Below are 14647 nucleotides of genomic sequence, written 5' to 3' on the forward strand. Positions count from 1 at the left end.
CATTTATTAGTTTGTAAATGTGTCTACCTATATCAGGATAAGACAGTGAAGACCGTTTCATCAAGGGGTGACGGCCGTTACGCACTGAAGTAAGCAAAACAATGTACCGGAGTAAGCAAAGCAATGAAGTAAAAAGATGAAACCAAGCCTTCACTTAATCGAATTTTTCCATTATCTTTGTACCCGAATAGCAAGTAGAGCCGTGGGGCATCGTCCTCCTTCTTATTTTATTCTCCATTTTGAAGTATCACCGAAAAAGAACTGAAATATGAAAGGAATTATTCTTGCAGGTGGCAGTGCCACTCGTCTCTATCCGTTGTCCAAGGCTATCTCCAAGCAGATAATGCCCGTCTACGACAAGCCGATGATATACTACCCGCTCTCTACACTGATGTTGGCGGGGATTCGCGAAGTGCTTATTATCTCTACTCCACGTGACTTACCCATGTTCCGCGAGCTGCTGGGAACCGGTGAAGAACTCGGTATGTCCTTTTCCTATAAGATACAAGAGAATCCCAACGGACTGGCACAAGCCTTTGTGCTGGGTGCAGAGTTCTTGGACGGCGGACCGGGCTGCCTTATTCTGGGCGACAACATGTTCTACGGTCAAGGCTTCTCCGCCATGCTGAAGCGTGCCGCTTCCATAGACAAGGGTGCCTGCATCTTTGGTTATTACGTCAAGGACCCCCGTGCCTACGGTGTAGTGGAGTTTGATGCCAACGGCAAAGCCGTCTCGCTGGAAGAAAAGCCTGCCAATCCTAAAAGCAACTATGCCGTCCCCGGACTGTACTTCTACGACTCCACCGTGACAGAGAAAGCCGCCTCCTTGAAGCCCTCTGCTCGCGGCGAATACGAAATTACCGACCTCAACCGTCTCTATCTGGACGAGGGCACGCTGAAAGTGGAGCTCTTCGGCCGTGGCTTTGCCTGGCTCGACACCGGCAATTGCGACAGCCTGCTGGAAGCCAGCAATTTTGTCGCCACCATCCAGAACCGTCAAGGCTTCCGCGTGAGCTGTATCGAAGAGATTGCCTGGCGCAAGGGCTGGATAGATGTAGACCAGCTGTATCGCTTGGGTGAACAGCTTGGCAAGACCGAATATGGCAAATACCTGATGGAACTGGCTGAATCGAAGCGATGAACTCTTTGTTCCCCAAAAAGAGAAGGAGAATAGTTCTCCTATAAAGGCCCGCTGACTTTAATTTTTAATTTATAATTTTTAATTCTCATGAAGACTTATCTCGTAACCGGTGCCGCCGGTTTTATCGGCGCCAACTATATTAAATATATCCTGGCAAAACATAATGATATTAAAGTGGTGATACTGGATGCCTTGACCTACGCAGGCAATCTGGGCACCATTGCCAATGACATTGACGATGAACGTTGCTTTTTTGTAAAAGGTGACATCTGCGACCGCGTGCTTGCCGACGAACTGTTTGCCAAGTATAAGTTCGATTACGTAGTGAATTTTGCTGCCGAGAGCCACGTAGACCGTAGCATAGAGAATCCCCAGCTTTTCCTGATGACCAACATCCTGGGTACACAAAACTTGCTCGATGCCGCCCGCCGTGCCTGGGTCACGGGTAAGGACGAGTCCGGTTATCCCACTTGGCGCAAAGGCGTTCGTTACCATCAAGTGTCTACCGACGAAGTTTACGGCTCACTTGGTGCCGAAGGCTACTTCACAGAGCAAACCCCGCTCTGCCCGCACAGCCCTTACAGCGCCAGCAAGACGAGTGCCGATATGGTAGTGATGGCCTATCACGATACCTATAAGATGCCCGTCACTATCACCCGCTGTTCCAACAACTACGGTCCTTATCACTTCCCCGAAAAGCTGATTCCGCTTATCATCAAGAATATTCTCGAAGGCAAGAACCTCCCCGTCTATGGCGACGGCAGTAACGTGCGTGACTGGCTCTACGTGGAAGACCACTGCAAAGCTATCGACCTGGTTGTCCGCGAGGGTGTGGAAGGCGAAGTCTACAACGTAGGCGGTCACAACGAAAAGACCAATCTTGAAATCGTGAAGCTGACTATTGCCACCGTCCGCCGCTTGATGGAGGAAGAACCCCGTTACCGTGCAGTGCTGAAGAAACAAGTAAAAGCCGCCGACGGCACGATTGACATCAGCTGGATAAACGAAGACCTTATCACCTTCGTCAAAGACCGCCTAGGTCACGACCAGCGTTATGCCATCGACCCCACAAAGATTACCAATGCCCTGGGCTGGTATCCGGAGACGAAGTTCGAGGTCGGCATCGTCAAGACCATTGAATGGTACCTGAACAACCAGCCGTGGGTGGAAGAAGTGACCAGCGGTGATTATCAGAAGTATTACGAACAGATGTATGGAGGTAGAGGTTAAGGTTTAGGGATTAGGGTCTAACCGCTAATCCTTAACCTCTAACCTCTCAATTCAGCGCCACCGCTAACAGTAATCCTAAGAACAGCATATTGCGCGACGTCTCGCCCAGTATGCTGTTCAGCTTTTTACCGCTACCTATCTGTATCATTTTGCGCCACGTCAGTGCGTGCATATAGAGATAGACGCAGGGAGCCCAGATAAATTCCAGCGGAGTCAGCTTGCCCGTGTAGACAAACCAGAAGCAGAGCAGCACGGCGGCGATGCCCAGTGCCAGATACATATTCTCACCGAACTTCTTGCCGTAGCGTACCACCAGCGTACACTTGCCGCTCACGGCATCCTGCTCGCGGTCGCGATAGTTGTTCACCATCAGCAAGGTGTCTATGGCGAGGCCACTGACGAGCGACAGCACCACCACATCCATATTCAGCGTATAGGCCTGCACGTAGTAGGTGCCGCATACGGGCACGAAGCCGAAGAACACCAGCACCAGTACGTCGCCCCAGCCCCGATAGGAGAGCAGCGTGGTATAGAGGAAAGCAAACAGTATGCACACCACGCCCAGCACCACCAGTTCCCAGCCTCCGTGGGGCAGCTGCCCCCAGACGGTGAACAGCACTGCCAGCCCTGCCAGGCACGACAGTGTCAGTGCGATGCCGATGCCGGTTTTCATGGCTGCCGGCGTAATCCAACCTTCGGCGCAGGCGCGCTGTGGCCCCAGCCGGTCTTCCCGACGGTCGGTCCCTTTCTGGAAGTCGAAGAGGTCGTTGATAAAGTTGGCGGCAATCTGCATGCCGCAGGCAAAGAGGGCGCACAGCAGGGCGGGTGCGGTCTTGAACTGTCCGTCGCTGAAGGCAAGGGCACTGCCCAGCAATACCGGGATGATGGCTCCCGTCAACGTCTTGGGGCGGGCGGCGAGAAACCATGCGTAGGGTGAATTCTGTTTAATCTCGTTCATCGTAGTTCCAATTTAGTTCGGCATCTGCCAGCAAAAATACTGAAAATCCCTATATTTGTACCCACTTATGATGAAGAAGTTAGTCTACATATCCATTCTTTCTCTGCTGCTCTTGTCTTCCTGCCGTTCCAAGCGGATGATTACCGTGTCGTTGCCGCAGCCAGTCATGCAGGCAGACAGCACGCAGCTTGGCGATACTATCGGGTTGCCTGCCCGCCTTTCGCCGATGTTCACCTTTGACCAGTCTGATTTGCGTAATGTCCGCCGCCAGCCGGCGAAGGGCGAGGTAAAGAAACAGCAGATAAAGAAAACGGCACCGGTACAAAAGGTAATTGTGCAGCGAGGTACAAGAATCACATCGAAAACCACCCACGTAGGCTCGGCCTATAAGGGCGTCAGCCGCATTAAGACGTACGACTTCACGCATCGCGACGTGCCTGCCGCCTTCGAGGGCTTCCGCATCGCCTTTGTCTCCGACCTGCACTACAAAAGCCTGCTGAAGGAGGAGGGATTGAAGGACCTGGTCCGCCTGCTCATAGACCAGAAGGCCGACGTGCTGCTGATTGGCGGTGACTTTCACGAAGGCTGCCAGTACGTGCCGCCCGTCATGGCTGCCCTGGCGCAAGTGAAGACGCCGTTGGGCACCTATGCCGTGCTTGGCAACAATGACTACGAGGCTTGCTATGACGACATCGTGCGCGAAATGAGGCATTATGGCATGCATCTGCTGGAGCATAAGGTGGACACCCTGCGGCGTGGCGGTGAGCGGATTCTTGTGGCGGGCGTGCGCAATCCTTTCGACTTGGGCAAGAACGGCACATCGCCCACACTCGGCCTTTCGCCCGACGATTTCGTAATCCTGCTGACGCATACGCCAGACTATGCCGAGGACGTCCCGGTGACAAACTCCGATCTCATCCTGGCCGGACACACGCATGGCGGGCAGGTGACGCTGTTCGGGCTTTATGCACCGATAGTCCCCTCGCACTACGGGCAGCGGTTCCTCTCCGGGCTGAAGTACAACTCAAAGAACATCCCGATGATTGTCACCAACGGCATCGGCACTTCGCAGAAAGCCATCCGCATGTTTGCTCCCGCAGAGGTGGTGATGATTGTGCTGCACCGGCTGACGGACTGATTTATTCTTCGGGCATCAGCACCACTCCCAGTTTCTTCTTGCCATCCATCTTTACCACCATCGGCTGGTGGAAATGTACATGCCGCAGGTACTTCGTCTCGTGTACGGCAGGCTGTGCATTCAGGAATTCCTGGTTGTATACGCCGTCATTCATAAAGGCGTTGATGGTAAAGTATCCCACTCCAAAGGAGGTCAGGTTCTGGAAGAAGTGGGTTCCCTGGCTGGGGTCTACCCGGTAGTTGGTCAGTCCGGCTTCCACTATCACGCGGGCAGCGCTGATGTGCGGCCACTTCACGGGGATGCCGAGCCAGGTGTCACTGCTACCCCAGCGTCCGGGACCTACAAGGACATAGTTGCGGCCTTCGTCCAGGAACTGCTGGTTCAGCTTCTCTATCTCCCAGGCAATCTCCTGGTTGTGGGAGGCACTATAGTCGTCTGTCTTCACATAGATAATGTCATGTATCTCGTTCATGATGCCATGTCCCAATGAGTTGTTGGAACGGAGCAGTACCTGGTCGTCCGGAATGGCGGTAAGGTCTTCATCCAGCATCTCCTTGGTGTCGACTATCGGGCGGATTTGCAGCAGGTAGAAGGTGCCGGTTTTGTCCTTCTCGCGGCTCATGGTGGCGGCAAACTCTATCTCTACGGGACGGCGCATCTCCTGCTCTCCGTATTTCAAAGCCAGTTGCAGGATGCGTGGCAGGGGGAATACGTCGTGTTGCAGGATGTTGGCAAAGGTGATGACTTTGCGTCCGCCGGGATAAAGCCCGTCGCGGATAATCTGGTCGTAAGGGTCGTAGGTGGAGGCTATGTAGTTCAGTGCTCCGTCCTTTTCCGCTTCTTTGACGTGCAGTTTCAGCAGGTTGAAGCCGTCGTCGATGGAGAAGTCGTGACCGGCATTGCGCAGGTCGAGGGCATAGAAGCGGGTCTGAGTCTCTTTGAGGGCAATCTCCATTTCGCTGGTTTGCAGCACCTGGTTGGGGTGATAGGGCGAGAAGCGGAGCGTCATGCCACCGTCCACGATGTATTTACCTAAACCGAGCGCCAGATTGACGATACCTTCTTCTGCCTTCTCGTCGCCGATGGGGTAGTAGTTGAGCGAACGTGCCACACCGGACATGCTGGGGTAGTAGCGGTCACCATACTGGTTGCCCACTACCTCTTGCAGGATGACAGCCATCTTTTCCTGGTCGATAACGTTGCTCGTTGCCTGCATGTATGCCTTCGAGTCGCGGAAGTAGACCGAAGCATATACTCCCTTGATGGCATCGCTCAGCATGCGCAGCATCTCGTACTTGTCGTCTAGATAGGGAATCATATAGGTGTTGTAGATACCGGCGAAGGGTTGGTAGTGCGAGTCTTCCAACAACGAGGACGAACGGATGGCAAGGGGCGACTTCACCACGTCGAAGAAGGTGAAGAAGTCCTCCACCAGGCGGTCGGGCAGCTTTGCTTTGAGGAAGTAGCGCAGGATGACGTCATCGTCGGCATCGGACAAGGCTATCTGATACAGATTGTTGGTATCCATAAACTCGTCGAACACATCGGTACAGAGCACGATGGTCTTGGGGATGGCGACACGGGCATTCTCAAACTCTTCGAACTCGGGGTGATGCTTCACCAGGTTGTCGATGAAAGCCAGTCCGCGCCCCTTGCCTCCCAGCGAACCGTCGCCAATACGGGCAAAGTTGGAGTATCGGTCAAAGCGGTCGCGCCTGAAGACTGCCACTACTCCCTGGTTTTTCATCTTGCGGTATTTCACGATAGCCTCGAAGATAATTTTACGGTGGGCATCCACGTCTTGCAAGCTATTCCAGGTGATGGGCCGCAGGAACTCTGCCACGGGAAACATGGCACGTGAGTAGAGCCAGCGGCTGACGTGGTTGCGGCTGATGTGGTAAAGGAATGATTCTGCCGGAACAGCAAAAAGAATGTTCTGCAGCTCTTTGAGATTCTTTACGCGGGCAATCTCTTCCAGCGTGTCCGGGTTGCGGAAGATAAAGTCGCCGAAGCCGAAATTGTCTGATACAATACGGCGCAGGTCCACATCCATCTTTTTGGAATTCTTGTCGATGAAGGCGGCATCGTATTTGGCTGCATACGCTGCGTTGTCCGATTCGCTGGACTGTATGATAAGGGGTACAAACGGGTCTTCCTTGCGGATGGCGGCACAGAGCTTGATACCGGCCAGTCCGTCCTTCTCGCCCCGTTCTACGCGGGGGAAGCGTACGTCGGTGATGACACCTAATATATTATTCTTATATTTTTGGTAGATGCCAAAGGCTTCTTCATAGGTACGTGCCAGTACAATTTTGGGACGTCCCCTCATGCGCAGTGTGCGCTGGTGGGCATTCAGTGCTTCAGTAGAGAATTCCTGGCTCTGCTTCAATACGAATTTATACAGATTGGGCAGGATGGAGGAGTAAAAGCGGATGCCGTCTTCCACCAGCAGGATGAGCTGCACACCCACTTCGTTGACGTCGTGCTCCAGGTTCATCTTGTCCTCTATCAGCTTGATGATGGAAACCAGCAAGTCGGTGTTTCCCAGCCAGCAGAACACATACTCAAAGGGACTGAGGTCTTCATTGGCAATACGCTTGGTGATGCCGTGGCTGAAAGGGGTAAGTATCACCATCGGAATCTGTTCATACAGGTTTTTGATGTATCGTGCCACGTCGAAGCTGTCGTTGTCTCCCGTGCCCGGCATGCAGATGATGAGGTCGAAAGAGATGGAGGACAGCTGTGTCAGCGCCTCCTCGCAAGTGGAAACCTGCGTGAAACGGGGAGGGTAGCGCAAGGAGAGCGAAGTGTATTCATTGAATATCTTTTCGTCGATGCGGCCGTCATCTTCCAGCATGAAAGCATCGTAAGGATTGGCTATCAGAAGGACGTTGAAAATGCGCCGTGTCATGAGGTTGGCAAACTGTGTGTCCTTGAAATAGAGCTGGTTTAATTTGAACTTACTGAGCATGGCTTCTCATGATTTGTTGGTTTCGGAAGGCAAAAGTAATAGAAATCGAACCTATTCGGATAGTTTTTCGACCGTTTTTTTTATATTTATGCGTAATATTGCATCCGAAAAACAATATATGACCTATGTCTGCTCCATATCCGTTTCCATATAAATCCGTTGCATGTACATTTCTGCTGTTATGGGTGTTCGTTTTTTTGTCCGCTGACTTGTTTGCCGGTTCATTCCGCACCTTGGGTATCAAGGAGGGATTGGGCAGTCGGCAAGTATTCCAGATAAACAAGGATTCGGCCGGATTTGTCTGGGTGTATACTCATGTCGGGATAGATCGTTATGACGGGAATGAAATCAAGCATTACAAGTTGGACGGAATGGTTGATTCCAGGGACAATATCCAGTCTTCCACTACCATGATGTGTGATAAGGAGGGTATTGTCTGGGTTGCATTGAAGAATGGAAAAATCTATGCATACAACAAACTGACGGACTCTTTCCAATTGCGTGTGGACTTGGCCGATTACCTGCCTTCTCCGGTATTGTATAATATGCTGTTTGATGACGAAAACCGTTTGTGGTTGTGTATGTCGAAGGGGCTTTATTCTTGGGAAGAAAGTGCAGGACTGTCTTTTGCCGGATTGAAGGGGCAATCTGTCCGTTGCATGGTCCAAATGGAAGATGAAGTGTTTTTTGCAGGCACCGACAAGGGTGTCTTCCGGCTGACGAAGGCAGGAGCGGCAGGTTCTTCGTCTTTTGAGACGAGGCCGGTTGACCTGCATACAGAGATGCATGTGGAATCGCTCTATGTCTTCGGAGCGAAGCTGTTCATCGGTACCTTTTCAAACGGCGTATTTGTGCTTGACGGTCCCGAAGGGCAAATACATTCCTTGAATGACCGGATTCCTCATGTGCCTATCCGTTCGTTTGCAAGGACAAAGGATAATTTGCTGCTGGTGGGAGCCGACGGTGCAGGTGTTTTTTGCATGGATGTCGCTACCGGAGAACTTTTGAACCATTATATGAATAACGGGGATGATGACAAAAGCTTGAGTGGTAATACGGTATCCGATATTTGTGTGGATGAATCCGGAGTTGTATGGATTGGCACTTCTACGAATGGCATCAGCTATCTGGATCCGGAGATGCCGGATGTCTATAGAATCAGGCACGAACGCAATAATGATAATTCCCTGAAGTCGGACCATGTAAATGTGATGTTTCAGGACTCGGAGGGAGATTATTGGTATGGTACAAACAACGGCGTCAGCCTCTATCAACCTCGGTCACGCAAATGGACCCACTATCTGGACGGTACGGAATATAGTGGCAAAGTGGTATTGGCACTTGCCGAAGACTCCGGGGGAAACATCTGGGTAGGTGGCTATGGTATCGGTGTCTATTGTATTCATAAACAGACCGGACGGGTACAGAAGAAAGAGAAAAGAAATGCACATCCGGAGAAGGGAATGGCCACCGACTATGTTTATGCCATTTATGCGGAAGGGGATTATGTCTGGTTCGGTGGTATTGAAGGAGAGTTTACCCGTTACGATATACGGACGGATACTTATACATATTACCCGATTGATTGCATAGGTGACATAAAGCCGGGTAAGGGGGGCTCATTACTGATTGCCGGTTGCAGCGGGTTGGCCGTCTTTGATAAGAAGTCGGGAGACACGCAGTGGCATCAGACGTTTGGAGACATCTCTCTGCATTATCCTGTCCGTTGCCTGATGCAGTCCTCATCCGGTGATATTTGGCTGGCGACAGACGGGGAAGGCCTTATACGTGTTGGTCCGGATGGGAAAGAGGCGCATGCATATACCGTAGATGACAATCTGGTTTCCAATTCCATCAACAGCCTGCTGGAGGATAACGAAGGGCGTATCTGGTTCAGTACGGAGAAGGAATTGTATTGCTTGGACTGCTCCCGGGATATTATCATCAGTGCCAATGATTTTTTGGATGTCAGCTGGGGATATTACAACCCGAATGCTGCCCTTAAGTTGAAGAATGGATGTCTTGCTTTCGGTACTGCAGAAGGGGTTCTTTCCTTTCTCCCGTCTTTGGACTTGGGGACTCATGCACCCGTTGAGCTGATTCTGACAGACTTTAAACTGCTTTATGAATCGGTCAAAGCGGGAATGAAAGGCTCTCTTTTGCAAACGAATATCAATGATACCCGGAAAATAGATTTGAAGTATAATCAAAACTCCTTCTCTATTTCCTTCTCTGCCATCAACTTTGCAGTCCCGCATCGTATCAGGTATGAGTATAGGCTCGAAAATCACAATGAAGAGTGGGAACACTCCAATTCAGTGCGGAACGTGAGCTATATGAATCTCTCGTCCGGTAAGTATGTATTCCGCTTGCGGGCATTTGATAAGTACACCGGGCAGCAGGTGGGAGAAAGAAGTCTGGACATTGTCATTCATAACCCTTACTGGGTTTCGTGGTGGGCGCTGCTCCTCTATTTCATCTTGTTGTCTGTCTTTGTGTACATGTTTGTGCAGTATAGGAGGCATAAGGTGAACGAGGGGCGTATAAGGGACAAGATACGTTCCTTTATCAGTATAGCCCATGATATCCGTACACCGGTTACTTTAATAAAGGCTCCGCTGAGCGAGCTCGAAGCGCAGGAGGGACTTCCGGAGCAGGGTAAGAAAACCGTTGCGGTGGCTATGAAGAATGTGGAAAAACTGATGGGAATGATTACTCAACTGCTTGAGTTGCAGAAAACGGAACTGCATGCCGAGGAGTGTCTGAAGGTTTCTCCATACGACATTAAGGCTTATCTGGAGGAAAAAATGGCGGAGTTTCACTTAGCCGCCATGCAGAAGAGCGTCGGGATAGAGTTGGAGGTGGAGCCGGATATGCCCAAGGTTTGGATTGACCGGGAGAAGATGGATCATATCATAGACAATCTGCTCTCCAATGCCTTGAAGTATACAGAGAAGGGAGTCATTCACATACTGGTGAAGACTGCAAGAAAGAAGTGGACTATTGAAGTGAAGGATACGGGTATCGGCATTCCGAAAGAGGAGCAGGGCAATATTTTTCACGAATATTATAGAGCCCAGAATGCCATGAACTTTGAGGAAACCGGTTCGGGTATCGGTCTGATGATTACGCGCCGCATTGTGAAACAGCATCACGGCACTATCTCTTTCAGTAGCGTGGAAGGGCAGGGAACTACGTTTACGGTAACTTTCCCGCAGAGGATAAAGGCGAGCGTGGCGGTGGAAGCGAAGGCTGACGGCCGGGAAGAAGCTCAGGCCGCTACCGGGGCTGTGCATGAAGAAACGGAACGTGCCGGGAAGAATGTCCTTCTTCTGGCGGAGGACGATGCGGATATGAGGGAGTATCTGGTGGACAGCTTGTCTTCCGAATATAAGGTAGTTGCCGTGCCCGACGGCGGAAAGGCATTGGAGACGGCAAGGGAAATCAATCCTGATATCATTATCTCGGACATTGTGATGCCGGTACTGGAAGGTGATGAATTGTGTCGGATTCTGAAGTCATCGGTAGATACAAGCCATATACCTATTATATTACTGACCGCACTGAGTGAGAGGGAAAATATCATCTTCGGACTGGAGGCCGGTGCCAATGACTACATCATCAAGCCTTTCGACTTGTCTGTGCTGAAAGTGCGTATCAGGAATATTCTTCAGAATAGGCAGCATTTGCGCGAAACCGTGTTGGCGATGGATGCGCAGCCCGAAGAGACAGACTATACCAGCCAGTTGGACAAGGAGTTCCTGGACAAGGTTATGAAAGTGATTGAGGAGGAGTTGTCCGATTCGGAATTCTCCATCAATGACTTCTGCCGGATGCTGGGCATGAGCCGCACTTCTGTCTACAATAAGATAAAGACGCTGACCGGGCAGGGACCGAATGACTTCATCCGCATTGTCCGTTTGAACAAGGCAAAAGAGCTGCTGGTTTCCCGGAAATATTCGATAGGGGAAGTGGCGAATATGGTCGGATTTTCTGACCCGAAATATTTCAGTACATGCTTCAAAAAGCAGTTTGGTACCAGTCCCAGCAAAATTTAGAGCCATGAAGACTGCTTTTGAACCACTGCTGACAAGTATTAAACCTTTTTTGTCAGAGAATAAACCCTTGTCTCCCTGATAGTGCGTAATATTGTGGACAGTAAACAATATTAAAAAACGCATATAAAAAATGGAAACGTATTTAGGTCTTGATTTAGGAGGCACGAAGTTGCTGATTGGCGAAATGGATAGCCGTGGCAACATTTTGAGGTATAAGAAATATGACTCCGGTTACTTTAATCAGCAGGCTGCGCTGGAAATCATCAAGTCGTCGCTCGATGATTATATCCGTACCGTGGGCTGGTATGACCAGAAACCGGTAGCGATGGGTGTTGGCCTGATAGGGCGTGTAGATCCCAACGAAGGTGTCTGGCTGCAGATTGACCCGAGCAGGACACAGCGGATTGAGTTGGCAAAGGAACTGTCGGACATATATGGCATGCCTTGCCATATAGACAATGATGTGAAGAGCGCTACAAGAGCCGAACGCGTCTGGGGATTCGGACAAATTTCCAAAAACTTCATATACGTAAATGTAGGTACAGGCATTGCCGTGGGTACGGTGATAAATGGGAGACAAATCCGTGGCAGCCATTTCAATGCCGGCGAAGTGGGACACGTGCGTGTAGGTGTGAACATAGGCATTAAATGCGGTTGTGGACGGATGGACTGTGTGGAGGCGATTGCTGCCGGCATAGGTTTTGACAATTGTGCCCGTCTGCTCCGCAATCAGTATGAAACCAGCCTGCATATTCCGGCAGAAAAAGGAGAACGGGTGATTGTGAGTGAGGTGTTTGCACTCAGTCAGAAAGGTGACCCTCTTTGTACGGTGCTGGTGGAGAATGCAGCTGAGGCGCTTGCCAATCTTATCATGAATCTGGTACGTGTGATTGACCCGGACACGGTGGTGTTGGGTGGAGGCATTGTGGCCGACGGGTATATGCACGAGAAGATTCTGGAGAAACTTCATCCTACGACCATGCGTTTTGTCAGCAACGGGGTTGTCATTACGAAACTGAATCCCGGATTTATCGGGCTTCTGGGGGCCGGCGCGGTGGCGATGAATATGTGATTAGGAATTAATGATTAAGAATATGAAAATAACAATAACAAAGAATGAAAAGGAGTTTGACTGCACGGCTGCATGGCGCATCATCGGGCAGATGTTGAATGAACCGGAGAGTGTGATAGGACTTTCGACGGGACGTACTACCGGCAATCTTCATCGGTTGGTGGGAGAAATCTATACTAAATATCCGTTTAAGGTGGATACCGTTACTTTCTTCGGATTGGATGAGGTAACGAATGTGCCGCGCGAATATGCCGGAGCATGTTACACGATGCTGAAAACGGAGTTGATGGATACATTGGGCATCAAGAAAGAGAATTTTTTGATGCTGCCTACCATTTCTGGTGATTTTGAACAGTCATGCAGGGATTTCCAGCAGGAAATTGCGAACCGTGGCGGTATTGATTTGCTGATTTTAGGGTTGGGTGAGAACGGACACCTGGGATTCAACCAGCCGGAATCTCCCTTTGGCGGTGAAGCATGGGTGACCCGGATGAATGTGGAACTGGAAGAACGCATCCGTAGAGAAACGGGTACTCCTCCCGATAAAGAGTTGGGAGGGGCTACTTTGGGAATAAAGAACATTATGCAGGCACGCCGGATTGTACTGGTTGCCAAAGGGACTAATAAAGCGGATATTGTCAAGCGGATGCTTGAAGGGCCTGTGACAACAGATGTTCCTGCTTCCATCCTTCAGCTTCATCCCAACTGTGAATTTCTGCTGGATGAGGCGGCGGCAAGCATGCTTAACTGCTAAGTCGCCTTGCAGGCGGCTGATAACTAATTATTTGAATTAATAATCAAAATACTATGACACAACAAGAAAAACAAATAAACTATATGGGGCCATTCATCACGATGGTGTTCTTGTTCTTTATTGTAGGTTTCCTTACGACTGCCAATACTCAGTTTCAGGGTCCTCTGAAAGAAACTTTTCTTTCGGAAGTGGGCGGGTTGAAAAATACTTTTGCTACTTTGATTACTTTCTCCTGGTTCCTTGCTTATCCGGTTTGTGGAGGGGTAGGCTCGTCGTGGATTAGCAAATACGGATATAAAGGAACATTGATGCGTGGATTGCTGGTGATGATTGTGGGACTTGGTTTGTTCTTTGCCTCTTCCTATTTCACAGTACACTTTCCTGAAGCGAATTGGCATGCAGGAAATAATGTTATCCCTGGAGGGTTCTTGATTTTCTTACTGGGTTCTTTCGTGGTAGGGGCTTCGGCCACCATTCTGCAAGTGGTTATAAATCCTTATCTGACGGCTTGCCATGTCAAGGGTACCCAGTCCATTCAGCGTTTGGCTATAGGCGGTTCCGCCAATTCTGTGGGAACTACGCTTGCTCCTTATTTCGTGACCGGTGTCGTGTTCGGCGGTCTGTCTATGGAGGACATTCAGATTGACCAGCTGATGGTTCCGTTCCTGGCATTGATGGCTGTTATTTCTTTGATTGTATTGTTGTTGATGAAATTGTCTTTGCCCGATATCCAAGGAACCAGGGTAGAGAAGGGAGAAAAGCTGGAAAAAAGTGTATGGTCCTTCCGTCATCTGACATTGGGCGTGGTAGCTATCTTCTTTTATGTAGGAGTGGAAGTCTGTATCGGGGCCAATATCAATCTGTACGCCATCGAGATGGATTATGCTTCTCCGGCACTGATGGCTACGCTCTATTGGGGTGGTATGCTTGTGGGCCGCCTGGTGGGGAGCAGCCTGAGCAGAATTTCTCCCCGCGTGCAGTTGACGGTTACTACGGTATCGGCAGGACTACTCGCCCTACTGGCCATTCTTCTGAATAATCCGTGGCTGCTCACGGCAGTAGGTCTGTTCCATTCCATCATGTGGGGAGCTATCTTTACCTTGTCCGTTGCCCATTTGGGAAAATACACTTCGGTGGCTTCCGGTGTGTTCATGATTGGAGTGGTAGGCGGTGCCATATTGCCCTTGTTGCAAGGAGTGCTTGCCGATGTTCTTGGAGGCTGGAGATGGTCATGGTTCATCGTTCTTTTTGGAGAAGCGTTTATGCTGTATTATGCATTGATAGGTTCACGGGTCCGTCAGACCTGCGATAATTTGTAATTAAAG

The 14647-nt window shown here is 50.3% G+C and carries 9 protein-coding genes; 7 read left to right on the top strand and 2 right to left on the bottom strand.

Features of this window, described 5'->3' with window-relative positions; translation table 11 throughout:
* The first annotated feature begins 268 nt into the window (after positions 1–268).
* Positions 269–1141, top strand: coding sequence for a glucose-1-phosphate thymidylyltransferase RfbA (rfbA, locus tag DW896_RS02585; RefSeq protein WP_005827046.1), 873 nt, complete (start codon positions 269–271; stop codon positions 1139–1141).
* Positions 1142–1228: 87 nt separating this feature from the next.
* Positions 1229–2371 carry a dTDP-glucose 4,6-dehydratase gene (gene rfbB / locus DW896_RS02590; protein WP_005827045.1) on the top strand — a complete coding sequence of 381 codons (1143 nt, stop codon included), beginning with the start codon at positions 1229–1231 and terminating at the stop codon, positions 2369–2371.
* A gap of 46 nt (positions 2372–2417) precedes the next feature.
* On the opposite strand, the gene menA is transcribed toward rfbB, so the two are convergent.
* Entirely contained in the window at positions 2418–3329 is a 912-nt protein-coding gene (menA, locus tag DW896_RS02595; RefSeq protein ID WP_005827044.1) for a 1,4-dihydroxy-2-naphthoate octaprenyltransferase, read from the bottom strand.
* A 70-nt stretch (positions 3330–3399) separates the two neighbouring features.
* On the opposite strand from menA, the gene DW896_RS02600 reads away from it, so the two are divergent.
* The gene (locus DW896_RS02600; RefSeq protein ID WP_034523237.1) at positions 3400–4467 is read left to right on the top strand and encodes a metallophosphoesterase; all 1068 of its coding nucleotides are present in this window, start codon (positions 3400–3402) and stop codon (positions 4465–4467) included.
* 1 nt (position 4468) lies between these two features.
* Here the strand turns inward: DW896_RS02600 and DW896_RS02605 are convergent, their stop codons facing one another.
* Complete coding sequence (locus DW896_RS02605; RefSeq protein WP_005833061.1) at positions 4469–7438, bottom strand: PEP/pyruvate-binding domain-containing protein; 2970 nt, start codon at positions 7436–7438, stop codon at positions 4469–4471.
* 125 nt (positions 7439–7563) lie between these two features.
* Here DW896_RS02605 and DW896_RS02610 point away from each other — a divergent pair, with 125 nt between their 5' ends.
* The 4 genes from DW896_RS02610 (at position 7564) to DW896_RS02625 (ending at position 14641) form a co-directional block, all read left to right on the top strand.
* Entirely contained in the window at positions 7564–11496 is a 3933-nt protein-coding gene (locus DW896_RS02610; protein WP_119992856.1) for a two-component regulator propeller domain-containing protein, read from the top strand.
* Positions 11497–11626: 130 nt separating this feature from the next.
* The gene (locus tag DW896_RS02615) at positions 11627–12568 is read left to right on the top strand and encodes an ROK family protein (protein ID WP_057252392.1); all 942 of its coding nucleotides are present in this window, start codon (positions 11627–11629) and stop codon (positions 12566–12568) included.
* A 22-nt stretch (positions 12569–12590) separates the two neighbouring features.
* Complete coding sequence (locus tag DW896_RS02620) at positions 12591–13322, top strand: 6-phosphogluconolactonase (protein ID WP_119992858.1); 732 nt, start codon at positions 12591–12593, stop codon at positions 13320–13322.
* Between the two features lie 53 nt (positions 13323–13375).
* Complete coding sequence (locus DW896_RS02625) at positions 13376–14641, top strand: MFS transporter (protein ID WP_016272970.1); 1266 nt, start codon at positions 13376–13378, stop codon at positions 14639–14641.
* The last annotated feature ends 6 nt before the right edge of the window (positions 14642–14647 follow it).

The organism is Bacteroides sp. AM41-16 (assembly GCF_003603495.1).
Lineage (GTDB): Bacteria > Bacteroidota > Bacteroidia > Bacteroidales > Bacteroidaceae > Bacteroides > Bacteroides uniformis.

Excerpts from the sequence above, each read along its gene's own strand:
- DW896_RS02620 (WP_119992858.1), top strand. The coding sequence starts at position 12,591 with ATGAAAATAACAATAACAAAGAATGAAAAGGAGTTTGACTGCACGGCT.
- menA (WP_005827044.1), bottom strand. The coding sequence starts at position 3,329 with ATGAACGAGATTAAACAGAATTCACCCTACGCATGGTTTCTCGCCGCC.
- DW896_RS02600 (WP_034523237.1), top strand. The coding sequence starts at position 3,400 with ATGAAGAAGTTAGTCTACATATCCATTCTTTCTCTGCTGCTCTTGTCT.
- DW896_RS02625 (WP_016272970.1), top strand. The coding sequence starts at position 13,376 with ATGACACAACAAGAAAAACAAATAAACTATATGGGGCCATTCATCACG.
- DW896_RS02605 (WP_005833061.1), bottom strand. The coding sequence starts at position 7,438 with ATGCTCAGTAAGTTCAAATTAAACCAGCTCTATTTCAAGGACACACAG.
- rfbB (WP_005827045.1), top strand. The coding sequence starts at position 1,229 with ATGAAGACTTATCTCGTAACCGGTGCCGCCGGTTTTATCGGCGCCAAC.
- rfbA (WP_005827046.1), top strand. The coding sequence starts at position 269 with ATGAAAGGAATTATTCTTGCAGGTGGCAGTGCCACTCGTCTCTATCCG.
- DW896_RS02610 (WP_119992856.1), top strand. The coding sequence starts at position 7,564 with ATGTCTGCTCCATATCCGTTTCCATATAAATCCGTTGCATGTACATTT.
- DW896_RS02615 (WP_057252392.1), top strand. The coding sequence starts at position 11,627 with ATGGAAACGTATTTAGGTCTTGATTTAGGAGGCACGAAGTTGCTGATT.